Consider the following 16,979-nt stretch of genomic DNA (forward strand, 5'->3'; position numbering starts at 1 on the left):
CTCTTTCTGCACCTAAATGCCTATGTATATCTTCGTTATTATACCTCCGCAGTGGCAAAAAAAAAACCGCCGCCCTTCCTATTTTCCACCATTTGCCTACATATTTCACATCGATATGCCGTTAAAGGAAATATCATGGTTTGCAAAGGAGTGTCTTTCGTTGTCCTACCGCGTTACCAATCGTTCGCTGCTGTCCCTGCTGCTCGCGGCCGTCCTGGCGCTTGCGCTGCTCGCGCCTGCCGCGCATGCCGAAGATACGGTCACCTCGGTCGCGCTGACCGAAGGCTCCAAGCTTTCCCTCACGTACGGGGACGACCCTTACGCGCTCGCGCTGTGGGCGTCCTACTCGGGCTCTTCCGCGACCAAGGATGTCAGCGCTTCGGCCGTATGGTCGACCTCCAGCTCATCCGTCCTGAAGGTCACGGGCGGCGTGCTGACGCCCGCAGCGGCCGGAACCGCGACGATTACCGGCAAGTACAGCGGCTATTCCGCATCGATCTCCGTTACGGTCACCTATCCCTATGCCAAACTCCAGCTTCTGACGGAGGACGGCAGCGCCGCTCCATCCACCCTCAAAGTAAAGCTTGGGGACGACCTGACATTCGGCGTTGCCGGCAAAAACGGGGATGAATCCAAGGATCTCGCCGACGAAGCCGCCTGGAGCAGCTCCAACTCGGCAGCCGCTACGGTCGAGGACGGCCAGGTCACCCTCGTCGCGGCAGGCACGTCCGTCATCAAGGCTTCCTACAGAGGCGTGTCCGCCTCCATTTCGTTAACCGTGTCTTCCCCCTATCAATCGCTCGCGCTGTCGCCAAATTCTCTCATTGATCTTACGGCAGGCGAAGAGGCCAAGTCCTTGACCGCGACAGCTTCGCCGGCAGGCGGCGGCACGCCGGTCGATGTGACCGAGGATGCTTCCTGGACGACCTCGGCGGCAGCTGTAGCCAAAGTGGATAAAGGCATCGTGACGCCCGTCGGTCCCGGAACCGCGACGATAACCGCTTCTCTCTACGGATCCTCGGCCACTGTCAGAATCGTCGTGCGCGCAGCCCACGAAGCGCTGAAGCTGAGCGCCTCGGCGGAGCTGAATCTGCTGCTCTCCGACAACCCGCATCAAGTAACCGCGTCGGCGCTCGATCCGAACAAGGAGCCGGCCGATGTGACGAAGACCGCCGAATGGAGCTCCAGCGACGTCTTCACCGCTACCGTGGCTGACGGACTCGTCACGCCGAAGGCAGCCGGATCCTCCGTCATCAAGGTGGAGTACAAGGGCCTCTCCAGAACCTTGAACGTCACCGTCTACCCGACGATCCTTTCGATCGAGGCCGGCTCCGAATCGCTGACAAGCATTGCGGGCGACAGCGGCCAGCTGCCGACGGTCACCGGAAAGACGCTTGACGACTCCACGATCGCTGTCGACAAGCTCGTCAGCTGGACATCCGGCGATTCCGATATCATTGTAATCAAGGATGGCAAATGGTCAGCCAAAAAAGCCGGCAAAGCCGTTCTGAAGGCTGCGGTCGGCGGCCTCTCGGCCGAAGTGGAAATGATCGTGAGCCTGAAGCCGCTGGCGCTTCTCCCGGAGCAGCAGACGATCAGCCTCGTCATCGGCAAGGACACTCCGATTCCGTCTCTGAACGTAACGTATACGGATGGGACGGAAGAAGACGTCACGGCCAAGACTGAATGGAAAACGACCGGCAGCTCCTTGCTTGTAAAAGGAACGACGCTGCGCGGACTGACCGCTGCGCGGACGTCGCTGACGGCCTCGTACCAAGGCAAGACCGTCTCGCTGCCTGTCGTGATCGAAGAAGAGCTGACCAAGCTCACGGTGGAGGAATCCTCGCTCGTGCTGAATCCCGGCAAAAGCAAGACCGTCAAAGTCACCGGCACGTTCAAAAGCGGCTCGACGAGCTCGCTCGCCTCGAAAATGACATGGACCGTCGACAATGACGACATCGCGAGCTTCAAAGGCAGTTCCGTCAAAGGCCTCAAGCTCGGAACGGCCAAGCTCACAGGCACCTATCAAGGCAAGAGCATCACCTTGACGATCGCAGTCAAGCCGAAGCTGAAGAGCCTCGTCCTGTCGGACAAAACCTTGCAGCTTGCTCCCGGAGCTTCCGCGCCGCTGAAGCTCAAGGCATTCTACGACAACGGCACGCAGGCGGAAGTCACCGCGGCGGCTGTCTGGACTTCCAGCAAGGAAGCCGCGGCGACCGTTTCCGCAGGCGGAGCCGTCACCGCCACCGCCAAAGGCACGGCTACGATCAAGGCCGCTTTTGAAGGCAAGACCGTAAGCGTAAGGGTCACCGTAAAATAAAGCCTCATGTACGAAAGCCGGAGCGAAGGCACGCAAATGCCTTTGCTCCGGCTTTTTTTTGCCATGGCTTTGAATCGATGGCCATAAAAAAATCCGGCCCCCGATAGGAGGCCGGATACATTTAGGAATCAGCGAAGATAAGGTCGTAAATATGCCTGTAGACGCCAAAGTCGAATGCATCGTCCATGCTACCATTGCCCAGGACGACGAATCCCAGATAAAGGCCGCCTGTCAAGGCGCCGACGAACAGCGCCAGCACGATGACCTTGCGGGCGAACCACCATGCGGTGAACCGGCTGCGCCGCTTCGGCTTTGCCTTGGATTTGGTCTTGGCTGCTGCCGGAGCGTCCGGCGAAGAGGGTTCTGTCTCCCGGTCCCGCGAAGCTTGGCTGCCGCTCGGACGGGAACTCTCTGCCGGACGGGACGCCGCCCCGCCTCCCGACATTCGGGTCTGGGATTCATTCTGCACCATGGTCATCATCCTATTCCTCCGGAAGAGAATCCTTCCGTAATCTATTGCGCGGCAGATCCCCACCGCGCCGCAGCATGGAGGAACAGGAATCTAGCCGCGCATGTTGTTGGCCATGCCCAGCATCGAATCGGCGGAGGTCAGCGCTCTGGCGCTCAGCTGATAAGCCCTCTGCACGTTAAGAAGCTCGGTCATCTCATCCACGACGTTGACGTTGGATTGCTCGACATACCCTTGGCGGACAGCGATTCCGCTGTCGGGACCGGCTGCGGCGTCGGTCAACACGTCGCCTGCCGCAAGTCCGTCCGGGACGACAAATAGGTTGTCCTCCACCGGGGTAAGCAGTTCTGGGCGAGCTGGAGATACAAGGCTCAGCTGCCCGAGATTCTCGCGGGTTCCATCTGCATGCACGCCTTCCACGACGCCTTCGCCGCTGATCTGCAGCGTGACGCCGGCTGGAACGACGATCGGTCCAGGCTGGCCTGCGCCTCCCCGAGTGCCGAGAACAGGATACCCCGCTTCTGTCGCCAGTATCGTATCACCGTTGCCTCTCACCGTCAACTGGAAGGCGCCGCTGCGGGTATAGGCCGTTTTGCCGTCCGCCTCCACCTGGAAGAGCGCATTTCCTTCGATGGCCAGATCCGTAGCGGTGCCGGTCTCCTTGAGCGAGCCTTGGGTCATGTCAGGTCCGAGCTGCAGGAAACGGGCGCCCCAGCCCTGGTTGAAGCCCATCGGTCCGATGCGGCCGTCCTTGCGGAACGCCTCGGGCTGCTGCTTGGCGTTCGTGAGCAGATCCTCGAACGTGCCTTGCTTGCGTTTATAGCCTGCCGTATTCACGTTGGCGATATTCTCGGCCAGCAGGTCAAGCCGCTGCTGCAGAGCATTCATCGTCACCGACGCATTGATTATCGATCCGTTCATCTACCGTTCCTCCTCACACCTTGCCGACTTCGTTGACGGCCTTCTCCAGGCTCTTGTCGTAATACTGGACGACCTTCTGATTCGCCTCGTAGGCCCTCAGAGCGCCCATCATATCCACCATCGCCTGGGTGGCGTCGACGTTGGACCGCTCCGTATATCCCTGACGGACTTCCACTCCGTCCGCCGCCGTCGCCGGACCCGCGCCGCCCTGCCCGTCAAGACGGAACTTGCCGTCTCCTTCGCGGATCAGGTCCTGGACGCGGTCGACTCTCGTAATCAGCAGCGATCTGCCTGTAGCCGCTCCGTCAGCATCCGTGAAATCGTAGGCGCCGTTCAGCTTGAGAGACTCCATGGAAGTACCGGCCGGGAATGTCACCGGACGGCTGTTCTTGCCGAGCACGGCCGAGCCGTCCGCAGTAAGCAGGGAACCGTCGGCGCCCAAGTGGAATTGTCCGCCTCTCGTGTATCGGGTTTGTCCGTCCGCATCCTGCACGGTGAAGTAGGCCTGCGGCCTGTACGTCACCGTTCCGTCTTCGGCGATGGATTTGCCGGAGGCGTCGAACACGGTTCCTGCCACCTCGATATTGGAGGCGATGGCGAAGTCGGATGCCCGATCAGTCTTGTTGAGATCGCCCTGCACCTGCAGCGCGATGCTTTCCTCTGCCAGCACTCCGGTGCTGAGGCGTCCGATCCGGCGCGACGGCTCATCGTTCTTGCCGGTCATGGACAGCAGCATGTCCGGAAAGGAACGGTTCAGCGCATTGCTCTGCTTATATCCCGTCGTGTTGAGATTGGCGATATTCGTCGTTACCGTGTCATGCACGCGCTGCTGGGCTACCATGCCTGCCGCTGCCGTGTACAATCCTCTGAGCATCCGGTTCTCCCCTTGCCTGTATGATGAAAGATTGAAAGGATGAAAGTCTTATTGTTATATCGGCAGCAGCTGCCCATCCATGAAGAGCGGCCCGCCCTTCGCGCTCCGCAGCTCCGGGAGGAGCGGCTCGCGAGGGGCGGGCCTTCAGTCGCCGGACACTAGAAGCGCGACTTCTTGCGCGACATCCGGTCCAGATGGTCCAGCATGAATCCGGTGCCTTTCACGACGCAGTGCATCGGGTCTTCGGCGACGAGCACCGGCACCTTGAGCTCGTCCGCCATGAGCAGGTCCAGCCCGTCAAGCAGGGCGCCTCCGCCGGTCAGAATGACGCCGCGGTCGATGATGTCCGCCGACAATTCGGGAGGCGTGTGCTCCAGCACAGACTTGGCGGCAGCCACGATGGAGGCGACGGAATCGTGCAGCGCTTCCCGGACCTCCTCCGAGTGGATGGAGATTGTCCGCGGAAGCCCTGTCACCATATCGCGGCCCCGGATATCGATGGCCTCGCTGCGTCCGCCTGCGTATACCGATCCGATGCGCTTTTTGATGTTCTCGCTTGTCCGTTCTCCGACCAGGAGCTTGTACTTCGCCTTGATGTAGCGGGCGATATCGGAATCGAACGTATCGCCGGCTACCTTGATCGAGGAGGAAGTCACGATGTCGCCCATGGACAGGACGGCCACATCCGTCGTGCCCCCGCCGATATCGACGACCATATTGCCGCTAGGCTGATAAATGTCCATTCCGGCTCCGATCGCGGCCGCCTTGGGTTCTTCTTCCATATAGACTTCTTTGGCACCGCAGCGCTCGGCCGCTTCCCGAATCGCCTTCTGCTCCACCGACGTAATATTGGTAGGAGCGCAAATGAGAATACGCGGACGGCTGTACCAGCTCCGTCCGCCGATGCGGTCAATGAAAGCCTTGAGCATCATTTCCGTAATTTCGAAGTCCGCGATGACTCCATCCCGAAGCGGGCGGATGGCGACGATATTTCCCGGTGTCCGGCCGACCATCCGGTACGCCTCGTCCCCGACGGCCAGCACCCGCTTGGTGCCGGTTTCAACGGCGACTACGGACGGCTCGTCGAGCACGACACCTCTGCCTTTTACATGAATGGACACGTTGGCGGTGCCCAGATCGATTCCGATATCCTTGCTCAGCATACGTCCGAAGTCCCCTAACGAATAATGTGGAAGTTCATACCCCCATTATTCGCTAATAACCTCGTTTTTCCTCTGATTTTGTCAAAAAATTTTACCAAAAGGCCTCCCTTGGAAGAGGAGGCCGGAATGCGGCCGTTTTTACCGTTTTCCTGCGGCCAGCACCTCGCGGCGCTTGGTGCTTTTCTTGTACTTGATCTTGGTCGCCTCGCCGCCCCTGAGATGGCGGATCGACTTATGGTATTCCAGGATGTGCTTCACTTGATCGGCCAGATCGGGATTGATTTCCGGCAGCCGCTCGGTGAGGTCCTTGTGCACCGTGCTCTTCGATACCCCGAACTCCTTGGCGATCGTGCGCACCGTATGCCTGGTCTCCACGATGCACCGGCCAATCTTGATGGTCCGCTCTTTGATGTAATCGTGCACGTTCCCGCCTCCCTAACTCGTTTTAAGATTGGTACATTATATGAGAGGGGCGGGTAGATATTCTTTGTGGCCAAGCACTAGGTACTAAAACCGTCCAATTTGTTCGCAAATGACCTCGCGGCGGGCAGCCCGAGTCCTGCAAACAGCCCCGGCGTCCGCATGGCGAAGAATGCTTGGACAAAGGAGCTGCGGAGAAAAAAACGATGTCGCAGCCGTCTTTTTTCTTCCAAGCAAAAAAATCCCCGAAGCCGAGGCTTCAGGGATGAGGAACCGCTTATTCGGAATCGTCGCCCGATGCGGCGCTGCTGTCCTGACTCGCTGCCGGAGCGAGTTCGGGCAGGACCGAGTTCGGATTGACATGCTCGTTGTTCTTGAGGAGCGCGAAATGCAGGTGTACGCCCAGATCTTTCTGCAGCTCGTTCTTGCCTGCCTTGCCGATCACCGTGCTTTGCTTGACGTCGTCGCCTTGCTTGACCGTCACGTCCGTCAGGCTTTGGTAGACGGAGACGTATCCGTCCGAATGAGTGATCTCCACGACCGTGCCGTTGGTCGGCTGATCCTGCACCAGCGTCACTTTGCCGCTCAGCACGGCCTGCACGTCGAACGGCTGGTCATCGCTGCGGGCCAGATCGATGCCGGTGTTGGCGGAGAACGTGTTGCCCTGCTCCACCATCGCGGCATCCTGCTCGGCAGGAGTCGCGGCGGCATCGAAGTAGCCGCGCTTCACCGTGACGTCAGCCGTGCTGGCTACCGGCCATTTTGCCGTCTCGCCAGGCACCGGCTTCACTATCACCGGCTCCGGCTGCTGCTCTCCGCCTTGCGCCACTGCAGTCGTATCGGGGGTCTCGGCCGTCGAAGCCTTCTTGTCGTCTCCCTGATAGAGCCACATGACGGTTACGATGATTGCTGCCGCGGCGACGAACAGTGCCGGAGAGATCCACTTGCGCGACAGGGTCTTCTTGTAAGCTGAAGATGGAGCGGAGTTTCTTCCTCCCAGATTTGGTTTAGGAGGCTCTTGCTTTTGGTTTTTTTGATCTTGTTCATTCATTTTCTATCACCTCACTAGCCATTGTTGCCGGATCAGCTAGGTTTATACGTAGGGCGATAGAGAATTTGCGAGGAGCGAGGAAGACTCGCTTCCTAGCTGCTCATGCGGGGGAGATCGTTCTCCCTCACGACCGCGGTTCCGGTATAGTAGTGGGACAGAATCTGGTAGGCAGTGCTGCCCTTCTTCGCCATGCCGTCGGCGCCCCACTGGCTCATCCCGACTCCATGCCCGTAGCCATAGGTCGTGATCTCGATATTTTTGCCGCTTATCTTCCAGGTGAATTGGGAGGATGCGAGTCCCAGCTTCTCCCGGGCTTCGCGGCCTGTGAACGTGGCGTCTCCCGCTGCCAGCTCACGGATCCTTCTGCCGTCCGTCGTATCGAGCACCCGCAAGCTGCGAGCCGGCGTGCTGCCGCTGAGGCCGAGCTTCCGGTAGAAGGTCGCCAGCGGCATCGTCGTCGTCTCCTTGTACTCCGGAGACAGGGACTTATCCCAAGGGCTGGCCACGCTGCGGAGATAGGGAAGGCTGGCATCCCAGTAATCCTCTGAATTTTCGGTATAACCGTTGCTGGTGGAAAAGAACAGAGCCTGAATCGGGCTTCCCTGATAGGTGACGATTTCCCCCCTCGTCCCTCGGACAGCTTCGTTCAGCTTCGTCAGATTCGCCTCCCGCTCCTTGCCGCTCCAGCGGGCAAGCAGCTGCTTCATCGGAACGTAGACCTGATGGGCGGTCGTGTCCGTGACATCCGCCCCCTCCACCGGCATGCCGCTATCGTCGCCGGAAGCGAGCCGCCGGACGATATACGTGCGGGCGGCGATCGCCTGCGCCTTGAGCGCTTCCGGCTCGAAGGAGATCGGCATCTCGCCGGCGATGACGCCGCGGATATACGTCTCCATCGGCACCTTCTCAATGCGCTTCTCCTTCGTCACATAGACGCGCACCTGGGTCAGATCCAGCGCCGTCAGCTTCTTCGGCCCGGAAGAAGGCTGCGGCGCCGATTCCTCCGTTCGGGCCGGAGAACCGCCGCCAGCGGATCCGCCGGCGCCGATTCCGGGTGCTTGTCCCCCATCTGCCGACCCCGCAGCCACGCCAGCCGCTTCGTTGGCGGCTGCCTGCCCGGCCTGCCGCTCGGGAGCGTTGCCGCCCGGCAGCTCCGGGCCGGCTGCTTCCGGCCCCGGAATCAATGCTTGCTCCTGCTGCCGGACATTCGGCTGGCCATCATGCGACTTGGCGACGATAAGTCCCGGAATCAGGATCGCCGCCGCCGTAAGGACGCTTACCGAAGCCATCGCCATTCCCGACATCCCCTGTCCTTCCGCTCCTCTACCGAAAGGCTTTCCTCGCAGACTCGTCCTCCTCGTTCCTATCGCGTGCTTCTTCATCCTCGATGGTTTCCCTCCTCTATTTCCCTGCCAAGGCAAATGCTCATGACCCGTCTCTAAAGACTATGAGCCGAGAAGCATAGAATAGAACCGCCGATAGGCCGCTTGAGAGGCGTCCCGCGAGAAACGAAAAAGCGATGCCGGATGGCATCGCTGCTGAAAGCCCTGCTGCCGGGCCGGGCCTGACGGCGCTTGGACATGCTGACATGCAGCCGGCAGATCAAGGCTTCCAGGTGAAGAAATAACGGAATGCCCTGCTCTTGCCGGCTCAAGGCTTCAATCCTGCGGCTCGGTAGTTGCCGCTGCATATACCCTTCCGCCAGCCGCGCGCTGGAGGCAGAAGGAGAAGGAGCTGCCCCGACCCTGCTCGCTGCGGACCGCGATGCGGGATCCGTGCGCATCCAGGATATGCTTGACGATCGACAGCCCGATGCCCGTGCCGCCGCGTCCGGAGCGGGCTTCATCCGTCTTGTAGAACCGCTCCCAGATGCGCTCCGTCTCCTCCGGCGACATGCCGATTCCTTCATCCCTTACCGTCAGGCAGGCTTGTTCCTCCTGCGCGTCAAGCGTCACATAGACCGTGGACCCTTGCGGAGAGAACGCCATGGCGTTCTGAACCAGATTGACCATCACCTGCTCCAGGCGGTGGGCGTCGCCTACGACCATCACCTTGCCGCTGCCGATGACAAGCTCATCGCCGGCTTCCTCGACTCCCTGCCTGCTCCATTCCTCCGCAGCCTGACCAGGCTCGGAATCGACCCGGCCCTTGATCTCGTACCGGACCCCGTGGTGCCGGAAGGTGGATTCCATCCGCGCCAGCAGCAGCCTCACCGTCTCGGCCAGATCGAACTCCACGGGCTGCACGTCGAATTGGCCGGACTCGATCTTGGACATGTCGAGCAGATCGTTCACGAGCTTCATCAGCCGGACGGTCTGCTCCTGGGTGATCTGCAAATAGCGGTCCGCCTTCTCCCCCGGTATCGTCCCGTCCAGAATCGCCTCCACATAACCGTGGATGGACGTCAGCGGAGAGCGGAGATCATGCGAGACGTTGGCGAGAAAGTCGCGACGGGTCTGTTCCAGCGCTCCGAGGTCTTCCGCCATGCGGTTGAGCGAGCCGGCCAATCGGCCGAGCTCGTCGGGGGAGGCATCGCGGATCGGCGTCTCGAAGTCTCCCTTGGCGAAGCGCTCCGCGCCGAGGCTCATGCGGCGGATCCGCGTCGTCATGTAGCGGGAGAACAGCCAGGAGAATACCGCCGATACGGCCAGCGCGACGGCGATGGCCAGCCAGCTCAGATTCTGCCAGCGGCGGAAGTCCCGCTGAAAGCCGGTCGAGAGCGAGACGACATAGCGGTCGATCGATGGCACGTACTGGGAGCTCACGATCCATTTGCCGGACTCGTTCTCGATCATCTGGGAACGGAACTGGCCGCTGGAGCCGATATCGGCCTCGCTGATGATGGACTTGATTGCGCTGCCGGGCAGCGGCACGTCTCCGACCTGCATATAGCGGCCGCTGCTGTCGATGACGAGAATGCTCTTCATCTGCGGAGGCACGACGACCTTGAGCGCCGTGCTGACCATGCTCTCGGTCCATCTCTCGGATGCGGCCGTTTCCAGCAGCTTGACCGTCCGCCGCAGCTCCGCCCCTTCCATGCCCTGCTGCCGGTCGAACATATCGCGCCGGACCAGCTGCGTCGAAACGAGGTTGTACACGAGGAACGTCACGCCGAGGATGGAGAGCGAGATGATCAGCACTTTGGCGAATATCGTATTCAGCCCGAGCCTCGCGGCCAGACGGCTCATGGCTGGACCTCGAACTTGTAGCCGACGCCGCGCACGGTGGCGATGCGCCAGGACCGATGCTCGCCGATCTTGTCCCGGATGCGCTTGATATGCACGTCGACCGTATTGGAATCGCCGAAATAATCCATGCCCCAGATCTGCTGGAGCAGCTCCTCGCGGGTGAACACCTTGCCCGGCCGGGAAGCCATGCAGTAGAGCAGCTCGACCTCCTTCGGAGCGCTCCCGACATCCTGCCCGCGCACCGTCACGCGGTATTCGTTCACGTCGACGACGAGATCCGGGAATGCCGCCTGTTCCTTGTACAAGGTCGGATGCGTCCGCTTCAGGACGGCCCGGATCCGGGCCAGCAGCTCCTTCGGATCGAAGGGCTTGACGAGGTAATCGTCCGCTCCCATGGAAAAGCCCTTCAGCTTGTCGTAGCCGTCCCCTTTGCCTGTCAGGAAAATGATCGGCACCGTGCTGGTCTGCCGGATCTCCTCGCATACACTCCAGCCGTCGCGGCCCGGCATCATGATATCCAGGACGACGAGATCGGGGATCTGCTCGTAGAACTTTCGGAGCCCGGCAGCGCCGTCGCCCGCCGTCGCGTACTGGAAGCCGTATCGCTGCAAGTACAGCTCCAGCAGATCGCTGATCAGGGAATCGTCTTCTATGATCAAGATATAAGGCATTTTCATCTGGCTACCTCCGAGAGCGGAATCTGACTGTCTATCTGTTGAAATATGAATCAATCATGCCGGAGCGCGTCCACCGGCCGCAGCGACGCGGCTTTGTTGGCCGGGAACAGCCCGAACAGCACCCCGACCGCCGCCGAGAACAAAAACGCGTAGAGGACGACCTGAAGCTCGATCTGCGTCGCGGTAGCGAAATAGGCCGTCATGATCAGGCAGGCTCCGTAGGCGCAGGCGATGCCGAGCAGCCCTCCGAGGCTGCTGATGGTCACCGCTTCGACGAGGAACTGGAACAGCACGTCGCGCCGCTTGGCGCCGAGGGACTTGCGGATGCCGATCTCCCTCGTCCGCTCGGTGACGGATACGAGCATGATATTCATAATGCCGATGCCCCCGACGACGAGTGATATGCAGGCGACCCCCGCCATCATCGTGGACATCGTCTTCGACACGGAGGTGACCGTCTCCTTTAGATCCTCCTGATTCGTCACGCGGTAGGCGTTCGTATTGCCGCGGAAGATCTCGGTCAGCTTCGTTTCCAGCTGCGCGGTCACGGCGCTCATCTGGTCCACCGTGGCGACCTTGAGGGAGACGGTGCGGACACCGGCGGACTGGAACATGCGCTGCGCCGTCGTAATCGGAATGATGATCTTCTCGTCGTTGGAGCCCGTCAGGGAAGTGCCTTTCGGCTCCAGCAAACCCACGACCTTGTACTTCACGCCATTCAGCAGGATCGTCTCGCCGACCGGGCTGACCCCCGCTCCGAACAGCTCTTCCGAAGTATCGACCCCGAGCAGGGCGACCTTGTTGTACGCCGTCAGATCGATAGGGGCAATGAAGCGCCCGCTCTGGGGATGGAAGTTCTGCACATCCTCATAATCGGGAGTGACGCCCTCGACCGTCACCGCAGACTCGGTCTGCTTGCTGCCGTAGCGGGCCGTTACGCTGCCGCTGACGGTGGGAGACAAGCCTTCGATGCCGCTGACGCCGTCGCCGAGCGTCTCGGCTTGCGGCAAGGAGAGGGTCGTGTCGCTTCCCCTTCCGGTAATGTTGACCGACAGCATGTTGGTGCCGAGCCCCTTGAGCTGGCTGCTCACCTCGTTCGCCGAGCCCTGGCCCATCGCCACAAGCGCGATGACCGTCGCGACCCCGATCAGGATGCCGAGCATGGACAGCACGGTGCGCAGCTTGTTAGCCAGTATGCTCTTCCAGGCCATGCGAATTCCTTGCGAAAACTTCACGTCCGCCCCCCCTTTCCTCGCTCAGCAGTCCGTCCTTCATGAACACGGTCCGCTTCGCCCTGGCAGCCACATCGAGATCATGCGTGATGAGGACGATCGTATGGCCCTGGGAGTTGAGCTGCTCCATGAGGCCGAGCACATCCGCGCCCGTCTTCGTATCCAGCGCTCCCGTAGGCTCGTCGGCAAGCAGGATCGGCGGCTCTCCCGCCAGCGCGCGGGCGATCGCGACCCGCTGCATCTGGCCCCCGGACAGCTGGTTCGGCCGGTGATGCATCCGGTCCTGCAGGCCGACCTTGGCCAGCGCGGTCTCCGCCGCCGCCTTCCTCTCCTTCGCGGCGAGCCCGCGATAGACGAGCGGCAGCTCGACGTTCTCGAACGCGCTGAGACGCGGGAGGAGATGAAAGCTTTGGAAAATGAAGCCGATCTTGCGGTTGCGCACCTCCGCCAGCCGGTTGTCCGACAAGCCCTTCACCTCGATGCCGTCCAGCCTGTAGCTGCCGGAGGTCGGCGTATCGAGGCATCCGATCATGTTCATGAGCGTGGACTTGCCGGAGCCGGACGGGCCGATGATGGCAACGAAGTCTCCGCGGGGAATGTACAGATCCACTCCATTCAAGATCTGCACTTCCTCTCCGGCCATCCGGTAGGATTTCCGGACGTCGCGGATGGACAGGAGCGCCTCTTCATGCCGTTCAGAAGAAGCGGCCTCGGCCCTGATGCCGTCGCCTATCCGCTCCTCCAAGGCTTCGTCTCCGGCCTTCCGTTTGTCCCGCTTCATCGGGTTCCCCCTCCTCCGGTACGGGTCGCTCCGGCTCCGCCCATATTGCCGCCGAAGCCGCCCGTTCCCATTCCGCCTCCGAAGCCGCCCGCTCCCATTCCGCCGAACTGGCGGGCTCGGGTCGTGCTGTTCTGGCCGGTGGATCCTCCGACGGTGCCGGTCGGCAACGCTATCAGCACCGTATCGCCTGCGGACAGTCCCGACTTGATCTGCACGTAAGTGTCATTGGCAAGCCCGGTCGCCACTTCCTTCAGCTGGCCGCCCAGCGTCATCCGGCTCATCCGGGATTCGGAACCGGCTCCAGCACCAGCACCCGCGCCGGCTCCGACGCCAACTCCTGCAGCAGCTCCCGCACGGGCTCCGGCGCCCGTTCCCGACCAGCCGCCCTGCCCGGCGCCTTCCGCCGTCCATTGGCCGCCGGAGCCGTTCCTTCCGCCTGTCCCGGACTGGCTGCCCGGAACGCTCCCGGCGCCTTGGCCGCCTTCGGTTCCGGCTCCTATCGCCAATGCCCCTTCCGTTCCTTGAGGCACACGCACATAGGATTTCCCTCCGAAGGTGACGACCGCATCGACCGGGACCAAGACGGCATTGTCAGCGGATTCCGTTACGATCTCGGCCGAGCCGGACATTCCGGCCAGCACGCCAGCCGCCTCCGTCATGGACAGCGTGACCGGGTACGTAGCGACTCCGTTGCTGCTCACGCCTTCTTTGGCAATGGAAGTAATTTTGCCCGTGAAGGTTTTATCGGTCAGGGCATTGAGCGTAATTTCGGCGGTTTGCCCGACCTTCAGCTTCGGAACGTCCAGCTCGTCGGCGTTCACCGCGAAAGTCAGCTGCGAGTAATCCGTAATGACAGCCGCATCTGCGCCGGCATTCGTGTTGTCCCCAGCCGTCAGCGATACGGTGGTGACGGTTCCGCCGATCGGCGCCTGGATATCATGGTTCTCGGCATCCGCTTTCTGAAGATCGGCGATCTCGTTCTCCGTCTGCTGCAGGCTCAGCCTGGCCGAGTCGAGATCAAGCTTCGTCTGCGCCTGCTTCGATTCGTCGCTTTCGCTCCAATACTGCTCCTTCAGGTTCTGGATCTGCAGCTCCTGCTTCTGCTTGTCCAATTGCTTTTGCCGGATCTCCAACGAATTATCGATCGTCTCGAACTGAGCCAGCACTTGTCCTTTCTTCACGACGTCGCCGACCGAGACCAGCACTTTGCTTACCGTCCCCTGATAGCCGGCTTTCACGGTCGCCGTATTTGCTGCGGCTACCGTTCCCGTCCCCGACACCTTCACTTCCAGATTCCCCTGCGAAGCTTGCACGCTGCGGGCTGCCGCAGCGGATGCCGTGCTTTCGGCTCCCTTCGACTGCAGGAAATAATATACCGCTCCGCCGCCGGCAATGACCATGAATCCCAATATGAGCAGCCACTTTCTCATTGTTCCCCTCGCCTCTCCTCCGGATCATTTTCCATCCGAATCTTAGCATTCCAGAATGAACCCAGAATGAACGTCTTCTCGGAGAAGGCCAAGCTGCTGATCCGCCAAGGACCGGCCCAAATAAAAAAAGAGCCCCGATAGCCGGCGCTCCACTCCCTGTCTCTATGTGGGACGGCTGCTGAGGCAAGCCCTCCCGATGTTGCCGATTGAATCTCAGGCCATGGTCGCCTCGACGTCCTCGACCTGAACCTGCCGCTTGCTGCTGTAGCTGTCCTCGTCCTCGGATGCGGCGGCAGCTGCCACCTGGACCTCTCCGACTTCGCGCTCCGCGGTCTTGCGGATGGAAGCGAGCACGACCGGCTCCAGCACTTCCTCGGCGGCTTCTTCCTCAGACGTCCGGTAGATGTCGGCGCCCAAGGCGGCGAGCTTGCCCGCGATGTCCACATAGCCGCGGTCGACATGATGCAATCCGCCGACCTCGGTCTCCCCGTCGGCTACGAGGCCGGCACAGATCAGCGCAGCTCCGGCACGAAGGTCCGTCGCCGTCACTTTGGCGCCCGACAGCGGCACTCCGCCAGTGATGATGGCCGTACGGCCATCCACTTTGATGCTGGCGTTCATCTTGCGGAATTCCTCCACATGCATGAAGCGGTTCTCGAACACCGTCTCGGTCACGACGGAAGTTCCTTCCGTGACAAGCAGCAGAGCCATCATCTGGGACTGCACGTCGGTCGGGAAGCCCGGGTGAGGCAGCGTCTTGATGTCGGCGCCCTTCAGCGGACGATCCGCACGGACGCGGATGCCGTTGTCCTCTTCGATGATTTGGACGCCCATCTCCTGCAGCTTGGCGATTACGGGTCCGAGGTGGTCGCCGATGGCGCCTTCCACGAATACATTGCCTCCGGTAATCGCGCCGGCGATCAGGAACGTGCCCGCTTCGATGCGATCGGGAATGACCGTATGCTGGGCGCCGGTCAGCTTCTCGACGCCTTCGATCCGGATGACTCCCGTACCGGCTCCGCGGATGCGGGCGCCCATGGCGTTGAGATAATTCGCGAGATCGACGATCTCGGGCTCTTTGGCCGCGTTCTCAAGGGTAGTCGTTCCTTCGGCGAGCGCCGCGGCCGCGATGATGTTCTCCGTCGCGCCTACGCTGGCGACGTCCAGATAGATCTTCGCGCCTTTGAGCCGGCCTGGGGCAACGGCTTCGATGAAGCCTTGGCCCATCGTGATCTCGGCGCCCATCGCTTCGAATCCCTTGAGATGCTGCTCGATCGGGCGGGTGCCGATGGCGCAGCCTCCTGGAAGGGAAATGCGTACACGGCCCAGTCGGGCAAGCAGCGGACCCATGACTTGGATCGATGCCCGCATCTTGCTGACCCATTCGTAAGGAGCTTCGTAGGATGTCAGGTTCTCCGCCGAGATCGTCATGGTTTCGCCGGAGAGGTCCAGCTTGGCTCCGAGCGTCTCCAGCAGCTGGCGAATGATAAGGACGTCATCTAGGAGGGGAACGTCGTTAATGACGCTTTCTCCTTCCGTTGCGAGTAGCGAAGCGGCCAGAATGGGAAGGACGGCGTTTTTCGCCCCGTGCACACGCACGGTTCCTTCCAGTCTGCGGCCTCCGCGAACGACAATTTTACTCATAATTCCGTTCCCTCCGGACGCTGCAATTTCATTTGCGCATATCATGTATTTGGTAAGGATCATATCTGACGGCAACGAGTGTCTGGCATGGATGGCTTGAAAAGTGTGAAAGGTCAAAAAAGGTGAATAAGGCAGGAATAAGCCAGATTACCACAGACCATATTAACACTCGTCTACAGAAATCGACAAGCGTTATTTTTATCCCGATTATTCGTCAAAATAAAGGGACTTTAGCCCGGGTCTCTTCCCTCGTGCATGATCGCTCATAGGATATCATTCGCAGCATGTCTCCGGATTGGTTCCGTCTTATGCGTTATTGTCTGCAAATGTCCGATTCGTTATTCGACTGGATGGCTTAGAGCAGCTTCAGCATGGATGTCCAGGACCAGTAATCCAGGATGAAGCGGGCGAACGAGTGCCCGACCACAACGGCGAGAACCGCAATAAGAACGCGCGCTCTCGGGCTTCTCGGCTGCTTGAACCAAGTATCAAGCTTGAGCTCCTGCAGCAGGTACCATGCAAGCAAGATGCTCCCGATCGTCACGACAATGGAGAACAGCCCGTTCCATCCAAGCGATGACCATACTTGATTACTGTTCATTAATAACCCCCTTTCTTTGCCCGTAAACGACAATAAATTCTTCGGCACGATTCTATCGGCATTGCAATGTATCTTTCGCCATTTTTCGCCTTCATGCGACGGAAGCGGACCTAATCGATCGTTCGGGTAAGGAATTCGGTGGAAATGCATCTCCTTTATCCATCGGAAACGGAGCGCTCCATTAAAAGTCCCTTGCTCTTCCGTCTAT

At 60.6% G+C, this 16,979-nt stretch carries 15 protein-coding genes; 1 reads left to right on the plus strand and 14 read right to left on the minus strand.

Annotated features, from left to right (window positions below; translation table 11 throughout):
• Positions 1 to 160: 160 nt before the first annotated feature.
• On the plus strand, positions 161 to 2,320 hold the full coding sequence (locus AC06G8_RS20700; RefSeq protein ID WP_480283775.1) for an Ig-like domain-containing protein: 2,160 nt from the start codon (positions 161 to 163) through the stop codon (positions 2,318 to 2,320).
• A gap of 121 nt (positions 2,321 to 2,441) precedes the next feature.
• On the opposite strand, the gene AC06G8_RS20705 is transcribed toward AC06G8_RS20700, so the two are convergent.
• The 14 genes from AC06G8_RS20705 to AC06G8_RS20770 form a co-directional block, all read right to left on the minus strand.
• Complete coding sequence (locus AC06G8_RS20705; protein ID WP_480283776.1) at positions 2,442 to 2,801, minus strand: DNA-directed RNA polymerase subunit beta; 360 nt, start codon at positions 2,799 to 2,801, stop codon at positions 2,442 to 2,444.
• An 81-nt stretch (positions 2,802 to 2,882) separates the two neighbouring features.
• Positions 2,883 to 3,710, minus strand: a complete 828-nt coding sequence (locus AC06G8_RS20710; RefSeq protein ID WP_480283777.1) for a flagellar hook-basal body protein — start codon at positions 3,708 to 3,710, stop codon at positions 2,883 to 2,885.
• 13 nt (positions 3,711 to 3,723) lie between these two features.
• The gene (locus AC06G8_RS20715; protein WP_480283778.1) at positions 3,724 to 4,584 is read right to left on the minus strand and encodes a flagellar hook-basal body protein; all 861 of its coding nucleotides are present in this window, start codon (positions 4,582 to 4,584) and stop codon (positions 3,724 to 3,726) included.
• A 158-nt stretch (positions 4,585 to 4,742) separates the two neighbouring features.
• The gene (mreB, locus tag AC06G8_RS20720; RefSeq protein WP_480283779.1) at positions 4,743 to 5,747 is read right to left on the minus strand and encodes a rod shape-determining protein MreB; all 1,005 of its coding nucleotides are present in this window, start codon (positions 5,745 to 5,747) and stop codon (positions 4,743 to 4,745) included.
• A gap of 138 nt (positions 5,748 to 5,885) precedes the next feature.
• On the minus strand, positions 5,886 to 6,170 hold the full coding sequence (gene spoIIID / locus AC06G8_RS20725; RefSeq protein WP_447662951.1) for a sporulation transcriptional regulator SpoIIID: 285 nt from the start codon (positions 6,168 to 6,170) through the stop codon (positions 5,886 to 5,888).
• A gap of 274 nt (positions 6,171 to 6,444) precedes the next feature.
• Positions 6,445 to 7,218, minus strand: coding sequence for a peptidoglycan DD-metalloendopeptidase family protein (locus AC06G8_RS20730; protein WP_480283780.1), 774 nt, complete (start codon positions 7,216 to 7,218; stop codon positions 6,445 to 6,447).
• Between the two features lie 92 nt (positions 7,219 to 7,310).
• Complete coding sequence (spoIID, locus tag AC06G8_RS20735) at positions 7,311 to 8,513, minus strand: stage II sporulation protein D (protein WP_480283781.1); 1,203 nt, start codon at positions 8,511 to 8,513, stop codon at positions 7,311 to 7,313.
• Between the two features lie 363 nt (positions 8,514 to 8,876).
• Positions 8,877 to 10,406 carry a sensor histidine kinase gene (locus tag AC06G8_RS20740; protein ID WP_480283782.1) on the minus strand — a complete coding sequence of 510 codons (1,530 nt, stop codon included), beginning with the start codon at positions 10,404 to 10,406 and terminating at the stop codon, positions 8,877 to 8,879.
• Positions 10,403 to 11,083, minus strand: a complete 681-nt coding sequence (locus AC06G8_RS20745) for a response regulator transcription factor (RefSeq protein ID WP_447662957.1) — start codon at positions 11,081 to 11,083, stop codon at positions 10,403 to 10,405. The genes AC06G8_RS20740 and AC06G8_RS20745 overlap by 4 nt, the downstream gene beginning before the upstream one ends.
• Before the next feature lie 50 nt (positions 11,084 to 11,133).
• Positions 11,134 to 12,318: an ABC transporter permease gene (locus tag AC06G8_RS20750; protein WP_480283783.1), complete on the minus strand. Its 1,185-nt coding sequence runs from the start codon at positions 12,316 to 12,318 to the stop codon at positions 11,134 to 11,136.
• Complete coding sequence (locus AC06G8_RS20755) at positions 12,269 to 13,096, minus strand: ABC transporter ATP-binding protein (RefSeq protein ID WP_480283784.1); 828 nt, start codon at positions 13,094 to 13,096, stop codon at positions 12,269 to 12,271. Before AC06G8_RS20755 ends, AC06G8_RS20750 begins: the two co-directional genes overlap by 50 nt.
• Positions 13,093 to 14,526, minus strand: coding sequence for an efflux RND transporter periplasmic adaptor subunit (locus tag AC06G8_RS20760; protein ID WP_480283785.1), 1,434 nt, complete (start codon positions 14,524 to 14,526; stop codon positions 13,093 to 13,095). The genes AC06G8_RS20755 and AC06G8_RS20760 overlap by 4 nt, the downstream gene beginning before the upstream one ends.
• A 213-nt stretch (positions 14,527 to 14,739) precedes the next feature.
• Positions 14,740 to 16,170: a UDP-N-acetylglucosamine 1-carboxyvinyltransferase gene (gene murA, locus AC06G8_RS20765; protein ID WP_480283786.1), complete on the minus strand. Its 1,431-nt coding sequence runs from the start codon at positions 16,168 to 16,170 to the stop codon at positions 14,740 to 14,742.
• 355 nt (positions 16,171 to 16,525) lie between these two features.
• The gene (locus AC06G8_RS20770; RefSeq protein ID WP_447662962.1) at positions 16,526 to 16,771 is read right to left on the minus strand and encodes a DUF1146 domain-containing protein; all 246 of its coding nucleotides are present in this window, start codon (positions 16,769 to 16,771) and stop codon (positions 16,526 to 16,528) included.
• Positions 16,772 to 16,979: the final 208 nt, after the last annotated feature.

The sequence above is a fragment of the Paenibacillus sp. SJS-P3 genome, from assembly GCF_056711585.1.